The sequence below is a fragment of the Lactococcus cremoris subsp. cremoris KW2 genome, assembly GCF_000468955.1.
In the GTDB taxonomy this organism is placed as follows: domain Bacteria; phylum Bacillota; class Bacilli; order Lactobacillales; family Streptococcaceae; genus Lactococcus; species Lactococcus cremoris.
In genome coordinates this window covers 1,317,560-1,338,607 of the sequence record NC_022369.1, presented here as the reverse complement: position 1 = coordinate 1,338,607, position 21,048 = coordinate 1,317,560, and the positions used below count along the sequence as shown (strand labels likewise).

General features: G+C 34.0%; 18 protein-coding genes. 14 read left to right on the top strand and 4 right to left on the bottom strand.

Annotated elements, in window-relative coordinates:
- Nucleotides 1–7: 7 nt before the first annotated feature.
- The gene (locus KW2_RS06350) at nucleotides 8–979 is read right to left on the bottom strand and encodes an ROK family protein (protein ID WP_021037335.1); all 972 of its coding nucleotides are present in this window, start codon (nucleotides 977–979) and stop codon (nucleotides 8–10) included.
- A 99-nt stretch (nucleotides 980–1,078) separates the two neighbouring features.
- Between KW2_RS06350 and KW2_RS06345 the strand changes: the two genes are divergently transcribed.
- From KW2_RS06345 to KW2_RS06320, 6 genes are all read left to right on the top strand, one after another.
- Nucleotides 1,079–2,230 (top strand): MFS transporter, encoded by a 1,152-nt coding sequence (locus tag KW2_RS06345; protein WP_021037334.1) that lies wholly within the window; start codon nucleotides 1,079–1,081, stop codon nucleotides 2,228–2,230.
- 151 nt (nucleotides 2,231–2,381) lie between these two features.
- Entirely contained in the window at nucleotides 2,382–2,777 is a 396-nt protein-coding gene (locus KW2_RS06340) for a VOC family protein (protein ID WP_021037333.1), read from the top strand.
- A gap of 26 nt (nucleotides 2,778–2,803) precedes the next feature.
- On the top strand, nucleotides 2,804–3,430 hold the full coding sequence (locus tag KW2_RS06335) for a sugar O-acetyltransferase (RefSeq protein WP_021037332.1): 627 nt from the start codon (nucleotides 2,804–2,806) through the stop codon (nucleotides 3,428–3,430).
- Between the two features lie 42 nt (nucleotides 3,431–3,472).
- Nucleotides 3,473–4,279: a Cof-type HAD-IIB family hydrolase gene (locus KW2_RS06330; RefSeq protein WP_021037331.1), complete on the top strand. Its 807-nt coding sequence runs from the start codon at nucleotides 3,473–3,475 to the stop codon at nucleotides 4,277–4,279.
- Between the two features lie 308 nt (nucleotides 4,280–4,587).
- Nucleotides 4,588–5,391, top strand: a complete 804-nt coding sequence (locus tag KW2_RS06325) for an HAD family hydrolase (RefSeq protein ID WP_021037330.1) — start codon at nucleotides 4,588–4,590, stop codon at nucleotides 5,389–5,391.
- 201 nt (nucleotides 5,392–5,592) lie between these two features.
- On the top strand, nucleotides 5,593–6,189 hold the full coding sequence (locus KW2_RS06320) for a histidine phosphatase family protein (protein ID WP_021037329.1): 597 nt from the start codon (nucleotides 5,593–5,595) through the stop codon (nucleotides 6,187–6,189).
- 41 nt (nucleotides 6,190–6,230) lie between these two features.
- On the opposite strand, the gene KW2_RS06315 is transcribed toward KW2_RS06320, so the two are convergent.
- Nucleotides 6,231–7,334 carry an SLC13 family permease gene (locus KW2_RS06315; protein WP_021037328.1) on the bottom strand — a complete coding sequence of 368 codons (1,104 nt, stop codon included), beginning with the start codon at nucleotides 7,332–7,334 and terminating at the stop codon, nucleotides 6,231–6,233.
- A gap of 365 nt (nucleotides 7,335–7,699) precedes the next feature.
- On the opposite strand from KW2_RS06315, the gene KW2_RS06310 reads away from it, so the two are divergent.
- The 8 genes from KW2_RS06310 (at nucleotide 7,700) to KW2_RS06275 (ending at nucleotide 18,556) form a co-directional block, all read left to right on the top strand.
- Complete coding sequence (locus KW2_RS06310; RefSeq protein WP_021037327.1) at nucleotides 7,700–9,568, top strand: sialate O-acetylesterase; 1,869 nt, start codon at nucleotides 7,700–7,702, stop codon at nucleotides 9,566–9,568.
- Nucleotide 9,569: 1 nt separating this feature from the next.
- A complete protein-coding gene (locus KW2_RS06305; RefSeq protein ID WP_021037326.1) occupies nucleotides 9,570–10,877 on the top strand; it encodes an ABC transporter substrate-binding protein in 1,308 nt (435 codons plus the stop codon).
- A gap of 133 nt (nucleotides 10,878–11,010) precedes the next feature.
- Nucleotides 11,011–11,970, top strand: a complete 960-nt coding sequence (locus KW2_RS06300; protein ID WP_021037325.1) for a carbohydrate ABC transporter permease — start codon at nucleotides 11,011–11,013, stop codon at nucleotides 11,968–11,970.
- On the top strand, nucleotides 11,970–12,824 hold the full coding sequence (locus tag KW2_RS06295) for a carbohydrate ABC transporter permease (RefSeq protein ID WP_021037324.1): 855 nt from the start codon (nucleotides 11,970–11,972) through the stop codon (nucleotides 12,822–12,824). The genes KW2_RS06300 and KW2_RS06295 overlap by 1 nt, the downstream gene beginning before the upstream one ends.
- A gap of 1 nt (nucleotide 12,825) precedes the next feature.
- On the top strand, nucleotides 12,826–13,959 hold the full coding sequence (locus tag KW2_RS06290) for a family 8 glycosyl hydrolase (RefSeq protein ID WP_021037323.1): 1,134 nt from the start codon (nucleotides 12,826–12,828) through the stop codon (nucleotides 13,957–13,959).
- Nucleotides 13,960–13,973: 14 nt separating this feature from the next.
- On the top strand, nucleotides 13,974–14,600 hold the full coding sequence (locus KW2_RS06285; protein ID WP_021037322.1) for a polysaccharide deacetylase family protein: 627 nt from the start codon (nucleotides 13,974–13,976) through the stop codon (nucleotides 14,598–14,600).
- Between the two features lie 30 nt (nucleotides 14,601–14,630).
- A complete protein-coding gene (locus KW2_RS06280) occupies nucleotides 14,631–16,625 on the top strand; it encodes a glycoside hydrolase GH67 family (RefSeq protein ID WP_021037321.1) in 1,995 nt (664 codons plus the stop codon).
- A gap of 203 nt (nucleotides 16,626–16,828) precedes the next feature.
- Nucleotides 16,829–18,556 (top strand): metallophosphoesterase, encoded by a 1,728-nt coding sequence (locus KW2_RS06275; RefSeq protein ID WP_021037320.1) that lies wholly within the window; start codon nucleotides 16,829–16,831, stop codon nucleotides 18,554–18,556.
- 68 nt (nucleotides 18,557–18,624) lie between these two features.
- Here KW2_RS06275 and KW2_RS06270 read toward each other — a convergent pair whose 3' ends face one another.
- Both KW2_RS06270 and KW2_RS06265 read right to left on the bottom strand, forming a co-directional pair.
- A complete protein-coding gene (locus KW2_RS06270) occupies nucleotides 18,625–20,010 on the bottom strand; it encodes a M24 family metallopeptidase (RefSeq protein ID WP_021037319.1) in 1,386 nt (461 codons plus the stop codon).
- Nucleotides 20,003–20,764 (bottom strand): DeoR/GlpR family DNA-binding transcription regulator, encoded by a 762-nt coding sequence (locus KW2_RS06265; protein WP_011835073.1) that lies wholly within the window; start codon nucleotides 20,762–20,764, stop codon nucleotides 20,003–20,005. Before KW2_RS06265 ends, KW2_RS06270 begins: the two co-directional genes overlap by 8 nt.
- Nucleotides 20,765–21,048: the final 284 nt, after the last annotated feature.

The following is a 21,048-nucleotide window of genomic DNA, read 5'->3' as shown; positions in this document are numbered from 1 at the left end:
CAATATTTTAATAATTTTTCAAGGACAACTTGATTAAACCAGCAAGATATAAACTAGAGAAGTCAGAGGAAATTTCAATTTGAGGGAGAGTACCCTTAGGGAAAATCTCTTTAAGTTCATTTTTGATTTTTTCTAAATCCAAAATATTCTCCCAAACTTTAGGAATGAATATTATCAATTTATGCGGGGCATACATCGCGATAATCGTTTGAATAGAATCGAATACTTTTAAAGAAATTTCTTGTTGACTCAAAGGATATTTAACATTCTTAAAACTAGGAAGATATTTTATTTCTCCACTGATATTATTACTTCCTTTAAAGATTGTCTGATTTATGATCAAAGAAGAACCTGGTGGGAATTTTTCAGGGAAATAGATACCTGAGAGAACTTCATCATCATTTGAAGAGTAGCCTAATGTAGCAGCATTAATATCATTTTCGATAATTGTTTCGATATGAGTCGAATCTTTGATTTCTTGTGCTAGATTAATATTCCTTAGTGGTAGAAAATCCATAATTCGTAATTCACCATCAATCTCAACACCTGTAATACCACAAGTAATTAAAACAATCTGAGGATAAACTCTTCTAAAATGATTAATATTATCGAGAAGCTCCTCTAAGTTATTTGTACTTAGACTTTTTTCTTCGATAACCTGTCCAAGCAGGTCAACAATGTGATAATTTACGACTAGATTATCACCATTTTCAATAAATTGAATGATTAGTATTAATTCTTTAGTAGCATTAAATTCGTAAGCCGTTGCAAAACGGCCTCCCGTCTTAGCATGTTTTTCAAGTGCCTTAATAGTACTATTTTCAATAAGTTCTAAAATAAGTTTATTAATTGTAACAACACTGAGTTGAGTTCCCTCAGATATTTGACGAATTGTAAGTGGTAATTGAGAGTTTTTAATATAGTCTGAAATCAGTTCTTTATTGTGTTCTTTGATATTTTTAGGTTTATAGGCTTTCATAATTCTCCTTCTACAATATTTTTTTAAAATAAAAACGCTTTACTAATTCTAATAAAAAGGATATAATATAACCAACTTAAGAAAGGTTGTTAATAAAGTATGTTTAAAAAAATTGGCGTGCTCTCATTATCGATAGTAACAGGAGCAATCACCGCCATTACAACTATTATACCACTAATTTTAAAACATTATCCAGGAATTAGTATATCAAGAATTGAAACGCTGGTTACAATTTCTAGTCTTAGTGCCTTGTTAACAATCCTATTTAATAATAAACTTGTAGAGAAATTTGGACTAAAAAAAACAATCCTCTCTGGACTTGTTATAGGGATGATAGCTGGAGTTATCCCATTTTTCAATAATGATTATCCTGTATTTTTTATCTCTCGCATTATACTTGGACTGGGTGTAGGGATGTATTCACCACATGCGATAACCTTAATTTCTATCCTGTATAAAGGTTCGGAAAGAGCAAACTTATTAGGAGTACAAATGGGGGTTGGAGCATTTGGGAACTCTATTCTATTATTCTTTAGTGGATGGCTAGCTAAAATGAATTGGCAATATACTTTCTTTACGTACTTGTGGTTAGGGATTGTTGCCTTATTAGTCTGGCTACTGGTTCCTGAAGTTCACATAGATAAAATAAAAGATAAAAAATCAACAAAAAGTTTAAGTCATTCAACGATTAAATATCTGATACTATCTTTTGTGACTTTTCTTATTATCTGGGGAGTTCAATTAAAGATACCAACATTTCTTTATGAAAGAGGAATAGTATCGTCAGAAAAAGCTGGTTTGATTTTAGGAGTAATGAATATTGCTGGAATGTTAGCAGGCTTATCATTTGGGCTCATGTATAAAAAATTTAAACTATTTTTGCTACCAATTGGATTTTTATTGGCTGCTTTAAGTGTATTTGGGATGATTAATTCATACTCATGGATGATGATATTTATTTTCGCCGTTCTTTTTAATTTTGTTTATTCATTTACTGGCCCAACGATTGTTCTACAAGTCAATCAACAAGTAGAAGAATACCAGTTAACTAAAGTTAACTCATTAATAACAATGACCACAATATTGAGTTCTTATGCGGCACCTATCGTATGGAACAATCTTTCAAAAATAATTGATTTTAAAGAAGGCAGTGTATTAGTTCCTATGTATATTATGATACTGTCATTATTTTTCTGTGGATTATTTTTGATGTGCTATACAACTTATAAATTACGATATAAAGGGGAATGAAATGAATCGCTTAATATATAGAGGATTATTGGTGCTGTTAATATAGAATATCTAAGCACAGTTTAGACTGAAAGTGGAGGAATGCAAATTATTTGTTGAATTGAGTCGAGTTGGTTAAAAATAAGTATTAAATAGAAAATGGAGAATTAAAATGTATATCGAACATGTAGCAATTTATGCCGAGGATATTGAAAAAATAAAAACTTTTTATGAAAAGTATTTTAATGTGACATCAAGTGATTTATATCATAATAAAAAAACAAGTTTCAAGTCATACTTTTTAACATTTGAGTCTGGCAGCCGAATGGAAGTAACAACAAAGAAATTCTTATCAAATAGAATTGCTGAAAGCTTAGGATATGCTCATATTGCGATTGCAGTTGGTGATAAGCAAGCTGTAGATAAATATGCTGAGAGGTTTGTAAAAGATGGATATCCTTTGCTCAATGGACCTCGAACTACCGGAGATGGTTATTATGAAGCCGTAATACAAGATCCTGAAGGAAACTTGATTGAACTGACTACTCCACTAAACGAAAATAGCTAATAAATAATAGAGAGGGGTGATTCTATTTGAAAGAAGATTTTGACTACAAACAAATGCTAGCAGGTGATTTATATATTGCCGGAAATATATTACCAGAAAACAAATCAATACATGGAAAAAAAATAGTCCAAAAAATCAATAATACTCCTATTGAACAAACAGAAACAATAGTTGCATTAGAGCGACAAGTTTTCGGAAAAACGGGAAATAACCTCTATGTGACGCCACCATTCCAAGTCGATTATGGAAGACATGTGGAGATTGGCAATAATTTCTATGCAAATATGGATTGTATTTTCCTAGACGTTAATAAAATAATTATCGGGGATAATGTAATGGTAGGGCCACGTGTCAGTTTTTACACGGCAGGTCATCCAATAGATGCAGAAATTCGGATAGAAGAGCTTGAATTTGGTTTACCAATCACTATTGAAGATAATGTATGGATTGGTGGCAGTGCTACAATACTTCCTGGTGTGACCGTGGGTAGAAATTCAATCATTGCTGCGGGTGCAGTTGTCACCAAAGATGTTCCATCTAATTCGATTGTCGGAGGGAATCCCGCTCGACTCATCCGAGTCATCAATCAAGATGATAAGCAATATTGGAACAAGAAAAAGCAAGAATATCAAATGAAAATAAAAGAAAAATAAGACTAAAGATGTATTTAATAGAAGAAATCATAGGTAAAATATATGATTAAAACAATCGCTGTAGACATGGATGGAACATTCCTTAACTCTAGTAACGACTATAATAGAGAAGAATTTCTCGAACTATTCAATAAATTAAAAAATAAAGGTGTAAATTTTGTTGTAGCAAGTGGAAATCAATATGCCCAAATAAGCTCATTTTTTCCAGAAATTTGGCGAGAAATTACATTTGTCTCAGAGAATGGTGGATTAGTTTTTGAAAATGGAAACTTATTAATTAAAAATACCATTGGAAATTCAATTATTCAGGAGGTATTGAGAGTTTTAGAAAATACATCTTATGGAGTTGATATTATTCTATGTGGAGTAGAATCTGCATACATACTCAAAACAGGAACTGATGAGTTTAAGGATAATGCAGCAAAATATTATTTTAAATTAAAAGAAATTGATTCTTTTCAGCAACTTCCCGACGATGAATGGGTAAAAATTGCACTTCATTTAGATGATAAAAATGCTTTTTCGCTTATTGAGATGATGAACTCAAATAACGATTCTAAATTAAAAGCAGTATATAGTGGCCACGAAAGTGTTGATTTAATTGCAAACAATATAAATAAAGGGAATACACTTAGTCAATTATTGAATCAATGGGAGATTAAACCCGAGCAATTACTTGCTTTTGGTGATAGCAATAATGACTTAGAAATGTTAGAGCTAGCGGGCTATAGTTATTCAATGGGAAATGCGGGAGAACAAGCTACTTTGGTAGCAAAATATCAAGCTCCATCAAATGACGAAAACGGAGTAATCTCTACGATTAATTCTTTAATTGATGAATTGGGTTAAAGAAATCTTTGGAGTGGTAAGTTAGAGAAGTACCACTTCATTCTAAGGCAGTAAAATTAAGAGTAAATGATTTAAATTATAATGAATGACTGTAATTTTGACCTCCTATATAAGCATGATTATAGAGCCCTCACCAAGCTGATATCACATTATAATTATCTAAGTAGAAATAAAAATAGTTTTCTACTTGATTTACTGTCTTAAAATGAAGTGGAGAGATTTTATATAATATCTATCACAGAGTAATTACTTGAACAAAGAAGTGCTAATAATTAAAGCAAGATAAAAAGTCAAAGAAGGATAATAATATGATTAAACTTGTACTCACAGATTTAGACGGAACTTTCTTAAATAAAAATGGCAGTTTTGACCAAACTTACTATGAAAAGATAAAGACGATAATGGACCAAAATAATATTGCTTTTGCTCCCTGTACTGGTAAGCAATGTGAGCGAGTTGAAGAACTATTTGATACCGATATTTCTGATAACATTTGGATATTGGGTGATAGTGCAACTCGTATTAAACACAAAGGAAAGTATATTTATGAGTCATTATTGCCAAACAAATTAGGTATTCAAATTGTAGAAAAATTAGAAGAAATAGCGTCAGATCACATTATTATTGCTTGTACGCCAACAGCTGCTTACATCAAGTCAACAGTGTCAGAAGAGGATACTCAAAAGGTAAAAAAATCATACGCTCTTGTTAAGACCCAAGCAAATTTACAAGATATTGAAGAAGACTTTGTAAAAATTACAGTCTTTGATCAAAAACTGAGAGCTTTTGAAAATGTCAAACAATTATCAAACTTTGAAAGTCAGGCCTATATCGTGGCATCAGAAGCAGCTTGGATTGATATTTCCAACTATAATGTTCACAAAGGAACTACTGTTCAAGAATTACAAAAGATTCTTGGGGTAACTAAAGAAGAAACTATTGCCTTTGGTGATGGACTAAATGATATTGAACTATTAGAGGCTGCTGGATGTAGTTTTGCCGTAAATAATGCTTTTGATATCGTAAAAGAAAAAGCTGATTTTATTACAAAATCAAATGAAGAGAGTGGCGTTCTTCAGACAATTGAAAAGTTGATGATTTTACAAAAATGAAATTATTGTAAGTTTAGATTGTCCAGATAAAAATCATGATAGAGCCTGTCTATTATGCTTTTTTAATGCTTTGTTTTTGAAGGTCTTTTAACAGAATACGTTTGATAGCCTTATTTATAACCTTTACTTATATCTACTTAATTATAATGTATTTTTAAAAAGCTATTTATTTTACTAAAATAATTTTTGAGGTGATAAAAAATGCTAGAAATTTATTTAATACGACATGGACAAACAAAGTGGAATCTTGAAAAGAAGATGCAAGGATCGCTCAATTCTGATTTGACAGTTGAAGGAGTTGAGCAAGCTGTGTCATTAGGCAAAGAGCTGAATAAACACTATTTTGATCATATATACTCAAGTACAAGTCCTAGAGCTCTGGAAACTTCTCAACTAATATTTGGAAATGAAAAGAAAACTTCATCAGATTTGCTAGGTGAAATCGCTATGGGCGCCTGGGAAGGAAAAACCTATCAAGAAATTGAAAAGATTGCTCCTTTAGAATGGAATAATTTCTTTAACCATCCCTTTAATTACTTTCCATCTAAAGATGGTGAATCATTTGCCCAACTAGAAGCTAGACTGAAAGTTTTTATCAAAGAAGAAGGACTCAGGGAGCGTTCAGGCAAAATCGCAATTGTTTCTCATCGAATAACGATTAGAATGCTGATTTCTCTCTTATTAAACAACAAAGAATTTTATGGTGAGATGGATCTTAGCTCGACATCATTGAGCATTTTAGAAGTAGAAAATAAAAAAGCAAAAATAAAGTTGTTAAACTCTACGGCACACTATTAATAAAAAAAATCAAATCAGAAAATGGTTTGATTTTTTTATATTTATTTAAGAAATAAAAGTCCAATCACAATGAAAATCGATAGGTAGAGAACGTTTAGAAGAGTAAATACGCCGAAAAATTTCAATGCAGATTGGTCTTTAACACTCAATTGATATTGCCTTAAGGCTAGCAAGTTAGCCAAAGAAGCTACGAGTGTTCCTAAACCACCGATTGTCACTCCTAAGTATAAAGGAGAAAGTTGTCCGGTAAATTTTGACAATAAGACAACAGCAGGAACATTGCTGATGACCTGACTAGACAAGAGTGAGGCAAAGAAAATAGAAATGTCAGTGCTCATCAACTGACGAAGCCAATCATGAATCAAAGGAATACGCCCAAGTGCACCAACGATAATAAAGAAGTTAATAAAAGTTAAGATGATTCCGTAATCAATTTGCTTATAAACTTTTTTATCAATAAGATAAGCACAGACCAAGCTTGCGATTAAAGAAATCCAAACAGGAATTAAAGCTAAAACCCCAAAAAGTACAATTAGGGTCGTGAATCCTAACAAGTAAAGCTCTTGTTTTTTGATGGAAAAAGCCTTGTTTTCTAGCTGACTGACAGCTCTCTTTGAAAATAAGAAGGCACATAAAAATAAAGTCAATAAGCTGACCAATCCTAAAGGTAAGGACAGTTTGAAAAAGTCTAAAAGTTTTAAGTGGTAATAAGAAACCAAATACAAATTTTGAGGATTTCCAATAGGTGTAATAGCACTGCCTAAGTTGGCATAAATTGTCATCAAACTAATCAAGACAATTTTAGGTAACTTCACCTTTCGGTCAATATTAAAAACAATTGGAACTAAAGTTAAAATTGCCACATCATTCGTAAAAAACATTGAACCAAAGAAAGACAAGAGCAGCACTACTAAAGCCACTTGTCTCAAGTTTTGACATTTTTCAATAATAAAGGCCGCAAAATATTTTAAAATACCAAGAATTTCAAAAATAGAAATGAGAATAATCAAACTCAACAGAGCCAAAATGGTTTTTAAATCAATATCAGAAGCTCTGACCGTCCCAAAAATTAAAGAAAGAAGCGCTAGAGCGAAAGTAAATAAAAAGGTTTTATCAGAAAAAATACGTTTTAAGGCAGTGGTCATAGGAAGCCTCACAAAGGAGTTGTTTTAATTTATTTTAGCATAAAACTAACACTTGATATCCTTTTTGAAACTGTAAAATATAATTGCTTTTAATAAACTATTATATAGCTTAGCTATTTACTATAGGAAATCAGCAATAAAATATTTGATTAAAAAAAGAGCAAAAATTAATTTGCTCTCTTTGGGTTTATTTCTAAGTTATTGTTTACGTTAATCAATAAAAATTCCAAAATAATTAAACTCCAAACACAACATTTCCCACTCCCAATCGCAAGAAAAATCAGAAAATAAATAATGAAAGCGCTATATTATCTATTAGATAAAAACACATATCCAAGTTTTGTATTAAATGAAAGAGATAATCCATGAAATCATCTATCTTTATTCCATATCTTCTCAGGAACGGTTCAATCTTACAAAGAAATCAAGAGAACCATTTCTGGGGTCATGCGATTTCAGGTCAAGAAGTCACATTATTTTATGAAGAGATACTATTAAAAACTAGATCTGATGAGAAAGGTTATTTTGATTTTATTCTTCCAGCACACGAAGCAAGTGAGGGTATTGAAATTAAAATTTCAACCGACGATGCAGAAATTGTTCTTAAAGATATTTGTTTTGGCGATGTTTTCCTGCTTGGGGGTCAATCCAATATGCAACTATGGATGGAACGTCTTAAAACGCGCTATCCTGAGGAAATAGAGCAAGCCAACAATCCTTTGATTCGTTATTTTGAGGTGCCAGAAGAGCCAACTTTTGATAAAATTCAAACGGAATTATCATCGGGAAAATGGAAAAGAGCAATTGGCGAAGATTTAAAGAATTTGTCAGGGATAGGATTATTTTTTGCTAAAGAAAAGTTTTCAAAAGATAATGTACCAATTGGCTTGGTTACAACAGCAGTCGGTGGGACTCCACTTAATGCTTGGTTGAGTGAAGAGTCTTTAACCAAACTTAATTCTCTTCCACTATCTTACAATGCTTTGAAAAATAGGGAATATCTAAAAGAAATTCAAGAGCTTGATAAGCTCTATCAAGATAATTATCAGAAGCTTTGCGAAGAAACGGATAAAGGATTCTATCAATCTTGGCAAAAGCCAAGCTTAGATGATAGTGACTGGGCTGAAATTTCTTTGAGTGAAACTTGGAATGCAGACTATACTTTTCCAGGTGTGCTATGGTTGAGAAAAAAACTTGAACTTCCAGAAGAATTTGTTGGAATGGAGGGGGAATTACGACTTGGAACAATGACTGATGCTGATGTTATCTATGTCAATGGCAAGAAGGTTGGTAGTACGGATTACAAGTATCCACCTAGGAATTACAAAATATCTAAACTAATAAAAAATCTTACGATTGCAATTCGCCTTAAAGTTTATAATGCTCCTGGTGGAATCACTTCTAGCAAACCTCATATTCTCTTAGTTGGAGAGAAGTATCTAGATTTAAATCATGGCTGGAAAATTAGGCGAAGCAGTACATTGCCCGAACGTCATAAGGCATACTTTATTAATTATGAACCAACTGGTTTATATAATGGCATGATTGCACCTTTGCAAAAGTTAAAGTTTGTAGCGATTCTCTGGTATCAAGGTGAAAGTGATGCTGGTCAGCCAAAGACTTATGGGACTCGTTTTCGTGAATTAATCGAAAGTTGGCGAATACTCTTTAAGCAACCAAATTTACCTTTTCTCTATGTTCAATTGCCAAACTGTGAGACTGAAAAAGAGGCAGATTGGGCGGGACTTCGTGAGGAACAAAAAGAAGGGCTCAAGATATCACGAACAGCGATGGTCGTGACAATCGGAGATGGAGAAGATGATGACCTACATCCACTAAATAAAAAAGATATCGCTCATAAGCTATTAGACGCTTATGACAATGTTGAATTATTCCCAAATGGTTATTGTACAGGGCCGCTTGCCAAGGGCGCTGTACAAACTCAGAAGAATGCTATTATCCTTTTATTTGATACTTTTGGAAAAGAATTTAGTATTGAGAAGAATAAGGCTTTTGAACTTTTTCAAGGAGGATATAGTTATAAATTGAAAAACTGTCGTCAGGTTGGGGAACAAATCATTTTAGAAGTCCCTGAAAAACTATCGCTTAATGCTGATGCAAAAATCAGGTATAACTGGAGCAATGCTCCGCAAGCTTTTATTTGGAATGAGGAGGGATATCCAGCCTCCCCCTTTGAATTAAAAATTGAAAAAAATAATAATAGGAGAAAATAAAATGAATCTCGCAAAAAATTGGAAAAGCTTTGCTTTGGTTGCCGCAGGCGCTCTTGCCGTTGTATCATTAGCGGCATGTGGAAAATCTGCAAGTGGAACTAAATCAAGTGATGCAAGTGCTAATTTGAACAAAAAGCAAACAATCACACTTTGGACTTTCACGACTGAACAACCACAGATTGATGAGTTGAAGAAACTTAAACCAAATCTAACAATCAAGCAAGTTGTCATTCCTTATGCCGACTTTCAAACTAAACTTGACCAAGTCATCGGAACAAGTAAAGGACCTGACATGGTTGCACTTGATGCAGGTTTCGTTGAAAAATATGTAGAGTCTGGCAAATTAACTGACCTCGCATCTTATGGGGTATCATCAGCTGCCAAAGACAACTATAAATATACATTAGACATAGGTAAAAATGCTAAGGGTCAACAAGTAGCTATTTCTTATCAAGCAGCTCCAGGAGCTTATTATTACAACACCAATGTTTTCCAAAAATATCTAGGAATTGCACCAAGCGATACAAAAGCAGCTCAAGCGGCACTTTCAAGTTGGTCACAAATCGAAAAAACTGCTCAAACAATCAAGGATAAATCAGGTGGAAAAGCTTATCTCTTTAGCTCACTTGAAGAAATTTACAATCCAGTTATTGGAGCGCGTAAAACGGGTTGGGTCAAAGACAATAAATTGAAAATCGACAGTACAATGACGGATTCACTGGACCTGATGAAAGATTTCGTTTCTAAAGGTTTGACTCAAAATACAACTGCTCAATCTGCCGATTGGTTCGCAGGAATGTCAAATAACACAATCGGAACTTACGCTTTGCCATCTTGGGGACTTTTCTATTGGTTGAAAGACTACTCTAAAGGTACTGCGGGAGATTGGCGCGTGACTGCCGGACCAGTTTCTTACTCTTGGGGTGGAACTTGGTTAGCTGGTGTTAAGGGAGCAAAAAATTCTGATGCAGCCTCTGCCCTTTCAGTTTATTTGAGCACAGATAAAACATTCCAAACATGGGAAGCAAAAACGCAAAATGACTTTGTTTCTGTCAAAACTGTAAATGATACAGTAGGTAAAGACGCTTCTGTTTCACTGCTTGGTGGACAAAATCCCTATCCAATCTTCTCTAACGTTGCTAAAAATATTAACGGTAAAAATCAAACGCAATATGACCAAAACATCCAATCCCTCTGGATTAATGATGTTGTTAACCCTTATGCCAATGGTAAGATTACAAAGGATAAGGCTTTAAAAAACTTCAAAAACGATGTGAAGTCAGCTTATCCAGCTTTGAGCGTTGACTAATTATAAAACATAAGGGAAATAAATAAAGATATTCGCTTTAAGTTGAAGCTATTACCATTTTTTAATGGAATTAAGTTTCTGATGAGTGAATAACATTATTCAATTTCCCTTTTATTTTTTAGAGGAGGGTGATATGGAAAACACCAAAAAAAAGTCATCCAAGAAAAAACTTTTTGAAAGGTACAACCGTTTTGGTTACTACTTTTTAATTCCCTTTTTCGTTGGATTTATCGTCTTTCAACTTTATCCAATTATTTACTCGATTACGATTAGCTTTACGAGTATGAATGGTTTTCAAACTTTTTCCGAGGCCACAAATGTTGGTTTAGGAAACTTTTCTACACTTTTAAAGAATACTCCTTTGTTTATCACGAGTATTCAAAACACTTTACTTTTGTGGGGAATGAATTTTGTACCACAAATATTAATGGCTCTGATTCTTGCTGCTTGGTGGACTAATCGGAAGCTCAATCTAAAAGGTAATAGCTTTTGGAAAACAGTTTTTTATCTGCCAAATATGATTATGGCAGCTTCTATTGCGGCGCTCTTTTTGGGGATTTTTGGTTATCCAAATGGTCCAGCCAATCTTTTGCTCACAAATCTGCATATTATCAGTCATCCATTCAATTTCTTCCAGTCTATTTGGGGGACAAGAAGCATTATCATCTTCTTACAATTTTGGATGTGGTATGGTTCAACGGCGATAGTACTTGTCGCTGGGATTTCCTCGATTGATGATGCTTTGTTTGAAGCGGCACGGATAGATGGAGCTTCTGACGGACAGATTTTTAGAAAGATTACCTTACCTTTATTGCGTCCGATTGTCATGTACACATTTGTAACCAGCTTTGTTGGTGGCTTACAAGTGTTTGATATTCCTTATCTTTTATCTTCTGGTTCAGGTGGTCCACAAAATTCAACTTATACGCTTGCTATGTTTATCTACAATCAGGCCTTTCAATACCGAAATTATGGAATTGCGGCAGCAGCATCAGTGATTCTGTTGATTATCGCGGCGATTGTTTCTATTGCTCTTTTCCGTTTCTTCCGTGAACGGACAAGCAATAAGGATTTGGTAGGAGGTAAAGATTGATGAATAAAAGCTATACAGGTTCACTAAGAGCCAGACGTACTTTGATTTATATCTGTTTTGGTATTTTGACACTTTTGAGTCTCTTGCCTTTTGCAATCATGCTGGCAGATTCAACACGTTCGGTAGTTCAGCTTAATACTGGAGTTTCTCTCTTACCGGGGAGTTCGTTAGGACATAATATCAACGTTTTGTTAAGTTATGATTTTAACTTAGGACATGGAATGTTTAACTCGGCTTTTATCGCTGTGGTTTCAACGGTCTTGTCGGTTTATTGTTCGGCACTGGCGGCTTATGCTTTAGTCGCTTATGATTTTAAAGCAAAACGCTTGGTTTATGCTTTTGTAATTGCTTTGATTATGATTCCTGGTCAAGTTTCAATGGTCGGTTTCTATCAATTTATGATTCAGCTTAATCTTTTGGATAATTATATTCCCTTGATTTTACCGGGAATGTGTGCGCCTGCTTCGATATTTTTCTTAGTAGAGTATATGGGAACAGTCTACAATAAGGATTATGCAGATTCGGCTCGACTTGATGGGGCGAGTGAGCTTAAGATTTTTCATTCTGTAATGTTGCCAATGATGAAACCGGGTCTAGCAACAATGGCAATTTTTGGTTTTGTCTTTAGTTGGAATAACTTTTTAATGCCTTTGATGCTGATTTCTGACAAAAATCTCTATACCTTACCAATGATGGTACAAACAATGACAGCTTTAGGGGCTGGAGGTCATACGGTTGAATGGGGAGCAGTGTACTCTGGTCTTTCGATTACGATTGCGCCCATTATTATTGTTTATCTGATTCTCTCTCGTTTTATTGTCGGTGGAGGAACAGCAGGAGGCGTCAAAGGTTAAGATGAAAAACTTATTATTAAAAGTCGCTTCAAAAGAAGCCATTGACAAGAAAGTAGAGAAAGTCTTTGAAATTCTCTTTGGACAAGATTCTCCTGAACGTCTCTATTTTGAAGAAGAAGACAAGGCTTATATTGTCGATACAGGCAATGATGATGTCAGAACAGAAGGAATGTCTTATGGGATGATGATTGCTTTACAGTTAGATAAACCTGAAATGTTTTCTAGGTTATGGAAGTGGGTGAAAAGCTATATGACGCTTCCCACGGGACATGAAAATGAAGGCTATTTTATCTGGTCTTGTGGACTAGATGGTCATCCCAATAGTGACGGTCCAGCACCAGATGGTGAAGAATATTTTGCAGCAGCACTATTGCTGGCTGAAAAGAGATGGAAAATCAAAGAATACGGGGATGAAGCAAGAGCTTTACTTCATGCCATGGTTCATAAAGGGGAAAATCAGGATGGATATCCCATGTTTGAACCAAAAAACACCTATATTAAGTTTGTTGCTAATCGCCAGATGACTGATCCATCATATCATTTACCGCATTTTTATCAGCTTTATGCCAAATATGGTAATCCAGAAGATTCAGCTTTTTTTCTGAAGGCTGAGGAAGAAGCACGAAAGTATTGGCTCAAATCAGCAAATGCTAAAACTGGACTTACGCCAGAATATGCGGATTATGATGGAAAACCCTATGATATTGATGGTCACTGGACTTTCTTTAGTGATGCTTATCGAACGGCTGCTAATATTGGGTTGGACTGGATTTGGGAGCACAAAGATATTGGACAAAGTCAGATTGCTTTAAATATTCAAAAATTCTTTGAAATATATCTTAATAGTGATAAAGAAATTCCTGTTTTTAAAATAAATGGCCAGCCTTTAAGGAAAGAAGAACAGACCGCGGAAGGATTTCCACCTCTAAAAGTCCATCATCCGATTGGTCTATGGTCAACTTTAGCTCAAGCCTCACTTGTCACCAATGAGTTTGATTCCACTTTAGCTTTGAAATATCTCAAATACTTCTGGAATTTGAATCTTAGAACAGGCAAGTATCGTTATTATGATAATCTCCTCTACTTTTTTGCTCTTCTTGCTTTGTCAGGAAATTATCAAAAAGATTGGTCATAAAAATGGAGAAAATAATGACAAAAGAAATTGCCTTAACTTTTGATGACGGACCTTGGGGAATAAGAACAGTTCGGGTGCTTGATGAACTGACTAATCGAAAAATTCCAGCAACTTTCATGATATGGGGTGAGCATATGGCAGAATATCCTGAAATTCTAAAAGTAGCGGCAGAAAATGAACTTTTCGCTTTCGGGAATCATACTTATCATCATCGTCATTTGACCGACTTATCAGATAAAGAAATCTTGTCAGAACTTAACAAAACAGATGACCTTTTTTATGAACTGACAGGGGAGAAACTTGACTTTGTTCGTCCACCTTTTGGGGATTGTGATGCTCATACCTTAGCCATCATTCAACGTCCGCTTATCTGTTGGTCTTTGGATACGATGAGTTGGGACCATGGAAATCCAGCAAAATGTGTTGAAGCTATCCATAAAGCTAAAGATGGGGATATCGTCTTGATGCATGATTTTCAAGAAGCCGATGTTTTGGCTTTACCAGAAATTTTAGATTATCTTGAGGAAGAAAATTTTACTTTTAAGAGCATTCCCGAATTATTGGGTGCTCAACTTAATGATGAAGCTTATATTTATTATTCACGTGATAAGCGAGCGAAAACAGGTTTTGGTGGAAGTTGAACTTATTGGTCAAATGGAAAGGGATAAGAAATGGCGATAGATGAAATGTGGTTGCAGTCTTCAATACTGAAAAAACGACTGACCAATGAGATTTTCTATGTGAATCTGGAGTATGAGGATAAAATTACGATTCGCTTGCGCTCAGAAATCTGTGAATGGTTAGGTTGTCAGCTGACAGGAGAAAAGTCAGAAGCAACAGTGGTCTTGTCAGTAAATAGTAAGCTAGATGATAACTTGGAAGCTTATGAGGTCAAAGAAAATGAGATTATTGGCGCTTCGTCAGTTGGTTTGCTTTATGGATTTTATGCTTATTTGCGCTTAAAGCTGTCAGGAGCCAACTTATCTGAAAAATCAGCACCTGCTCAATCTTTGCGAATGATTAATCATTGGGATCAAGTGGATGGAACTATTGAGCGTGGCTATGCTGGTGAGTCTATTTTCTTTGGTCGCTTTGGTTCAAATGACAATACAGACACAGGTTCTTTTGCTGTAAAAGATATTGGAACAGACATCTTTCGCAATGATTTCACGCGCTTGAAAATGTATGCTCGCTTTCTTGCTTCAATTGGAATTAATGCGATTTCGCTTAATAATGTAAATGTTCGAGGATTAGGAACAAGTTTGATTGTCTCACCTTACATCGAGAAAGTAGGGGAAATTGCTAAACTTTTTGCTACTTTTGGTCTAAAGACTTTCTTAGCCATTAATTGGGCAGCACCAAAATTGATTGGTGAGCTAAAAACGTCAGACCCCTTGGATGAAAATGTATATACATGGTGGCAACAAACCATTGACCATATCTATGAAGTCATTCCCGATTTTGGTGGTTTTGTCGTTAAGGCAGATTCTGAGGGTGAACCTGGTCCTTATCAATATGGTCGAAATCATGCTGACGGGGCCAATATGCTAGCGAAAGCTTTTGAAAAATATAATGGACTTGTCATTTGGCGAACTTTTGTATATAATTCTCAGACTGATTGGCGGAATCGTAAAAATGACCGAGCTAAGGCAGCTTATGAAAACTTCATGCCTCTTGATGGTGATTTTTCTGACAATGTGATTTTACAGATTAAGTTTGGACCTATTGATTTTGGAGTGAGAGAACCCTTGATGCCCTTGTTTGGGGCACTTAAAAAGACTAATCAACTAATGGAATTTCAAATCACAGCCGAATATCTTGGGCATCAAATTGACCTGAACTATGCTCTTCCTCAATGGTTGGAAATGATTCATTTTGATAACTATGGTCAGCCAAAGGATACGATAAGAGCTAATTCTCCTATAGCGACAAACTCAGGTTTTGTTGCCATTGGCAATGTGGGAATGGACGAAAATTGGTGCGGCAATAAACTAGCCCAAGCCAATTTCTATGGTTTTGGCCGCATGTGTTGGAGCAATGATTTGTCTGCCGCTGAGATTTTGCAAGAATGGCTTGCATTGACTTTTCCAGAGGTAAAAGCAGAGGTCCAAAAAGAGATTTATGAACTCCTGATTGATTCTAATCAAACTTATGAACTCTACAACGCCCCGCTTGCTGTGGGCTCAATGATGGTGCCACATTATCACTACGGGCCTTCAATCAATGGTTATGAGTATGATCGTTGGGGCGCTTATCATTTTGCTGACCGCAACGGTCTGGGTATTGATCGAACGACTGCGACAGGAACTGGCTATGCTAGTCTTTATGCTCCAGAAGTAGCCAAGGTTTTTGAAGATAAAAGCAAAACTCCGGATGAAATTCTACTCTTTTTCCATTATGTTGAATATGGTCATCTTTTGCATAATGGAAAGACATTGATTCAAACTATTTATGATCAACATTTTGAAGGTTTTGAACGCGTTAAATCTTATACCATAAGCTGGAAATCTTTAAAGGGGCAAGTTGATGAAGCAACTTATGATAATGTTGCCGATCGTTTAGAGCGTCAACTGGAAAATGCCAGAAATTGGCGAGACCAAGTTAATACTTATTTTTATCGAATGTCTGGTATCCCAGATGATAAAGGTCGGGAGATTTATCGGTGATTTTAGAAAAATAGCTAATATGATGATATTAGCTATTTTTGCTTAAGTGATTTATTTTAGAAGTATTATTAAAATGTTTATCTGATATAATAGATTTAGAATAAAACAGGATATAATCGTTAATTTAAGTCTATCAAAGCTCTGATGATATCAAAGAGTTAAATTTATTAAGATTATAAAAAATATAGAATGGACTTGATGACTTGAAGGCTAAAAATGAAATTTTTAAAGACATGCTAAATGAGCAAAAAGAAAATTTGGAAACTGCGATTGAAATTAAACAAAATAATTTTGAAATCAGTCAAAATTTATTAGAAAGCCGTTTTGAACTTTATCCAGAAAATCGACGTCGTTCTGTCAATAAAGTTATTTATCATAATCAGTATTTTCAATTGGTTTATAATTTAAACTCCCAATCACTGACGATTGAGAGCAAAGGCGATTTAATTTACTCTGCAATTCCTTATGATACAGGTAGAAATTATATACAAAAAGCACTGATTCAATCAATTTTGCATCCAACAAAGACAAGAAAATATATTGAAAATCATGAAAATAATCTAAAAAAATATCTGGCTTTATCCATTTTTCAAGTAAGCGGAAGAAAAGTTACGCTTGATTCCAATGAAGTTGAGCGGGCTTATCAACAAATTTTTGAGGACGCTTTATTTGAAATGCAAGTCTTAGGAAGATTAATGCAACATGATGAAACGGGACCTCTTTCGGCTAATTTGGCAGGTAAGTTTTTATATAGTGAGAATATAAAAACCGGAATTTCTCCTTATTTAGCAGAGTATTTGAAATTTGTAGTAGAAGTGACTCAGACATTACCGATTTCGACCGATGGAAAAAATGTCCAATTGCTTGATTCTGCTTATGAACAAACTAGCGAAAAAGGTTATCTTGACCAACCCAAGTCTTTAGCACTGACAAGTCAATCAGATTTGAAAGTTGGCTTAGAAAATCTTCCAGCAACTCTTAAAGTAGAAATTGAAAATCTTAAAATTTCTGATCCAATTAGTCAAGTGATGACCAAACCATTACTGAAATCAAATGTGGGTAATCAATTGAAAGCTCTAAGAAAAAATTATGTTGCACACAGTCAAGCTCCGAAAGAACTCGAGCAATATTTTGAAAATGTTCATTCCACTCATAATGACAATAAAATTAATGTCATTTCAGATATTGATAGTCAGAACGGAAAACTCCCGTTTTCTAATCTTAACTTCAATATTTTGGTAGGAAATGTTTCCAATTCTGTAGTTTCAGATACAGAAATGCAAGGCATTTATGTTATTGGAAATCATGAGCTTTCAGACCTTCTTTCAGACAATATAATTTTTAAGAAGAGTAAATGGGATGCTTTTAGAGAAAAAGAGTGGTTTAAAGAACTAGTTGTTGACCCAGATCAGGCATGGGCAAAATTACCAGTGGGGAACAATTCTTTTTATGAGCTCATAAAAGATGAGTTAGCTCAAAATTATCCCAAAATGAAGATATTAAATAATGAATCTGTGATTTATGAGGGAATACGTTATATTGGATTAACCATACCAGTGGCCCTTTCAAAGAGAAAGAAAGAACTACAAAATTTTATTGCTATTGAAATGGAAAGACTACTTGCTCAAGATAGAGACATTCCAACTGTAATTATTTCTCATGCGCCATTATTTAATGAATTAAGTATGCTTTCACCAAAAAGTAAATCCTATAATAAATCTTATAAATGTGCTCATAGAGGAATATTGAATTTATTTGATAAATTTAATATTATTGGAGCAATTCATGGTCATCATCATATCCCTGCATCATCAGGACAATCAAAGATGGTCAGCTTTTCAAATAAAAAGCTCTTTGTGGTTTGTTCTATTTATTCAAAAATTAATACAGGTTTTGAACTTTCAAATTTATTGTCTGATTTAATTCCTTGATAAATTAACTTTAATAATGAAAAAAAGAGCTCTAACAACTAGGTCTCTTTTTTGATAAGGATATAACTTTATTTTACTTTCAAAGCTTTATTTTTTTCTAGTAGAAAGGGCCGTAAGTATCCGACTGTATTTGATAAAGGAAGAACATCAGGACTTAAGTCTATTTTTAATTCATTGATAATGTAGTTTCTTCTGGTTGTAATTCGTTCCCAAAGTTCAGGATATTTTACTTTCAATTCATTTTGAAGAGACTGATCAGCTATGGCTACACATTCTTCAGCGCTTACACCAGTATAGCCAGCAACAGATGGGATAATATCAATCTGAAAGATCATGCCACTAGCTATCTGTCTTTGAGAATTTTTAGATAAAGGTGAGGACATCCATTCTTCATCGGCCACAAAGTGACCAGGATTTAAGTGCCAATGATAAGAAGCTTTTGGTAAGGTTTTATCAATGATTTCATAGAGTTCTCCGCCTAACATTCCTAGCGAAATATTTTCTAACCATGCCACAATAGCTTTATAATAGGGAATAACTACACGCTCAAGATAGTCTTTTTGATTTTCAGGCAATTCTCTTTCTACATTGATTAAAAATCCAGTCCGACTAGATAATCCTCCTTTGAAACCTGTCGTCATAGAGATTGCTTCTCCAAATTTTATTTTTTTATAGGTTGGATAGAAGTTGGCATTTTCAAATCTTTCTCCTGCAGCTGCAATTGTAATCACAGAATGAGCTTGGCCTTCATCAGAGAGGAGTGCTCCAATTTCTGTTTCTCGCATTCCTATTTTTAGCTGATTCATGGCATTTAGAATGCACCGAGAGGCTAGATTTGCTCCATATTCATAATGTGCGAGTTCATTTGCATTGTTTATTGTTCGAATTCCTTTTGGACCGATGAGAAGGTGGGCAGCGTTAGTGACAATTGTATCTGTTGAGAGTGAATTCTTTAGTGCATCTACAATAAAATAGGGAAGATCAAATAATTCTGAAGGTTCTTCATTTTGCGTTGTAAACATCTTCCAACCAATCAATCCGATTTTTTTGTTTTTATAAAGTTTTAACTCTTTAAAAATTTGAGTTAAATTTTTTTCGTTATCCATGGGCTGATTTGGCAAAGAAAATTGAGGGTAATGAATAAGGTTAGCTCCAATTCTTGAGTGTTTAGACATTTTTAAATTCTCATTACCCAAAACAAGCGTGGCCTTACCATTTTTATCAATAATGAGCAATCCTTCTTCAAAGCGCGGAATAAAGCCAGTAAAGTATTCAAAATTACTGCCATGTTCTTTGTCCGCATAGATGATTAGTGCATCATATTGTTCTTTAGCCATTATTGATAAAAGTTTTTCTTTTCGTTCCTCTAATGTTTTGTCCGTTAGTGTAACTGGTGGAACATTATTAAAGAGCTTTGGTTCGTTTATTCTTTCGTAAACAATTTCTTTATTCATTTATAGTCACTACTTTCACATTATTATCATTTAAATTTTTCATCAATTCACCTTCAATTTTTTCATCAGTAATGAGGTAGTCTATTTCTTTTAAATCACAAATTTTAAAGAATCCTTCTTTATTAAGTTTAGTATGATCTGCTAGTGCTATGACTTGCTTACCTTGTTGAATCATTTTTCTTTTGACAATGCCTTCCTCTTGCGTATGAATAAATAAGCCATCATTAGAAAGAGCAAAAACACCTAAGATTGTAAAATCCACTTGGTATTGAGAGAGTTTTTCAACAGTCTCCGCGCCATACAAAAATAGTTGATTCTTGTTTAATTTTCCTGGAAGAAGTTGTACGGTTGCCTTCTCATACTTTGAAAGTAATATTGCATTGGTAAGGGAGTTTGTGATGGTTGAGATAGAGAGGTTATCAAGTTGTTTAATAGCAGCTTCGACGGTTGTTGATGAATCAAAAATAAGAGTGCTATGATCTTTAATGAGATTTTTTATTTTACTTGCTATTTTTTTCTTTAGATTACTGGAAATATTTGAGCGTTCTTCATAATTTAAAATTTCAGCCTCTTTACCGATTGGAATTGCTCCACCATGAACTCGATGCAATTTTTTTCTGGATTCTAATTTCATTAAATCTCTTCTAATTGTATCTTTTGAAACTTCAAGTTTTTGAGCTAAAAAGTCAATTGTGGCACTGCCTTGTTCATCAACGATTTGGCTAATTTGTGATAGTCTTTCTTCTAATAACATTTGCTCTCCTTTCTTACTTATCATCATATCATAGACTATTTGATTGTGCAACATAATGCATTTATTTAATTATAAATAAATTCAACTTGCAAAATAATGCAAATGCCTTGCTTTTATTTTACTAATGATTGAAGGATATAGAAATTAAAAAAGCATAATTATTAATTATGTTTTAATTATAAATTAGAATATTCATAAATTTTTGCAATTTAAGAAAAAAAGGCATATAATATCGACAGTGTTATTGTACACAATAACGTAAAGTGTCCGAAAAATATATGATT